This window comes from Hydrogenophaga sp. (assembly GCF_031426985.1).
In the GTDB taxonomy this organism is placed as follows: Bacteria; Pseudomonadota; Gammaproteobacteria; order Burkholderiales; family Burkholderiaceae_C; genus Hydrogenophaga.
The window spans coordinates 1-2,307 of the sequence record NZ_JASJOY010000239.1 but is presented as its reverse complement, the minus strand read 5'-3'; the positions used below and the strand labels follow the sequence as shown (position 1 = coordinate 2,307).

The 2,307-nt window shown below is 67.7% G+C and carries 1 protein-coding gene and 1 pseudogene; both read right to left on the bottom strand.

Annotated features, from left to right (window positions below; genetic code table 11):
- A pseudogene (locus tag RMP09_RS23810) lies at positions 1–331 on the bottom strand (hydroxymethylglutaryl-CoA lyase); the annotation flags it as partial.
- Positions 332–349: 18 nt separating this feature from the next.
- A partial coding sequence (locus RMP09_RS23805; RefSeq protein WP_310568453.1) for an acetyl/propionyl/methylcrotonyl-CoA carboxylase subunit alpha occupies positions 350–2,307 on the bottom strand: 1,958 nt, incomplete at its 5' end.

The window sequence follows — 2,307 nt, the reverse complement described above, 5'->3', positions numbered from 1 at the left end:
ACGGCTCGGTGGTGTAGAACATCAGCTTGCCGTCCAGGTCCACCTGTTCGCAGGCACGCGCGCGCTCGAAACCGTTGTCGTTGAGCCAGAGCGCCGTGTAGCGGGTGCCAGGGCGCTTGGTGATGGCGGCAAACAGTTCGGATGCGTCGGCCATCTGCGGCACCGCGCGCGGACTGACGAAGGACGCCACCTGGATCTGCTTCAGGCCCGAGGCGCTCAAAGCATCAATCAGCGCGGCGCGATCAGCCAGTGGATAGGTTGTTGGCTCCATCTGGAAGCCCTCGCGCGGGCCCTCCTCATGGAACTCGACGGAGGTAGGTAAGTTGCTCATTGCTAACATCTCCTTTGATCAAACCGGACTGACTTCGGCCAGCACCTGGTGGCGCTCGACCATGTCGCCGACCCGGCAGCGCAGGCCGCTCAGGCTGCCGTCGAACGGCGCCGTGACGTGCAATTCCATCTTCATCGATTCGAGCACGATCACGGTCTGGCCGAGGACAACCGTCTCGCCGACCGCGGCCTTGACTGCCACCACCTTGCCCATCATCGGCGCGCCCAGCTGGCCGCTGGCGGCGGCGTCACCGGCGTCTCCGCCCAGATAGGGTTGCGCCGTGAACACGCTGCTGCCCAGCGCGCTGGCCAGTTCCACTTGCCCCGCGTCGCCCCGGATCGTCAGCTCCAGCGCCCGCCCGCCGCACTGCAACAGGGAGCGCCCAGCCGCGAGTGACTGCAGCGCAGCGCTGACCTGCTGCTCGCCTATGACCAGCACACTGCTGCCCTGGTCATCGCGCATCGAAAACCGCACGGGCCACTCCGCCGCGCCGGCCTTCAACACCAGTGTCGGCTGGGGTGCGGCCTGAATCGGCCCACTGCGCAGGCGCCAGCCCGTGAAACCGTCCCCCAGGGTCCAGCAGCCCAGCGCGGGCGACTCGGCACGCCGTTGCGTCAGCCAGTGCAGCGCGGCCGCAGCCAGGTGCTCCAGCGGCGGCGCGGTGGGCGCCACCACGCCGCGCTGCGCGTGGCGCTCGTCGATCAGTCGGGTGTGAAAGGTGGCATCGCGGGTCTCCGGCCATTCCAGCAGTTCATGCAGGAATGCCAGGTTGGTGACCAGGCCGATCACCGTGCTTTCGCGCAATCCGGCCACCAGCGCCCGGCGCGCCGACTCGCGGTCGGCACCATGGGCGATGAGCTTGGCGATCATCGAGTCGTAGTGCGGCGAGATTTCGTCGCCGCTGTCCACCCCGGACTCGATGCGCACGCCAGCACGCGAAAAATCGACCACCTGCAGCTGCCCGGTGGCCGGCAAAAAGCCCGCGGCGGCGTCTTCCGCGCACAGCCTGGCCTCGAAGGCGTGGCCGGTGCACTGCACGTCGGTTTGCGCCAGCGGCAAGGTGCCGGTGGCGGCAATGCGCAATTGCAGCTCGACCAGATCGAGGCCGGTGACTTCTTCGGTCACCGGGTGTTCGACCTGCAGGCGCGGATTGACTTCCAGGAAATAATGTTCCTCGCCCGTGACGACAAACTCCACCGTGCCCAGGCCGCGGTAGTTCACGCCAGAAGCCAGCTTGACCGCGTCGGCCAGGATGGCCGCGCGTAGGCGCGGGCTGAGACCGCTGGACGGCGCTTCTTCGATCACTTTTTGGTGGCGCCGCTGCAAGGTGCACTCGCGCTCGAACAGGTGGATGGCGTGGCCCTGGCCATCACCGGCCACCTGCACCTCCAGGTGGCGCACCTGCGGCAGGTAGCGCTCGACGATCAGTTCGCCGTTGCCGAAGGCTTTTTCGGCCTCGCGCATGGCGCTCTCGATGCGCCCTTCCAGCCCGTCCAGCGTCTCGACCACCGCCATGCCGCGGCCGCCGCCGCCGGCCACGGCCTTGAGCAGCACGGGCAGCTTCATACCGCGCACCAGATTCAACACCTCGGCTGGGTCGGTCATGCCGCTTTCGCTGCCGGGAATGACCGGCACGCCGAGGCGGGCTGCCTCGCGCTTGGCATTGGCTTTGCCGCCAACGCGCTCGATGGTCTCGGCCCGAGGGCCGATGAAGGTCAAGCCAGCCGCATCCAGTGCGCGCACAAAGGCCGGGTTCTCCGAGACAAAACCATAGCCCGGATGAACGGCGTCTGCGCCGACGCGCCGGGCCGCCGCGATGATGGCATCGATGTTCAGATAACTCTCGCTGGGCGCTGCACCCCCGAGTTCGACCGATTCACCGATCTCACGCACATGGCGGGCAAACCGGTCGGCACTGGAGTGCACGGTGGCCACTTCCAGGCCGAGCTTGCGGCAGGTGCGGGCAATGCGGCAGG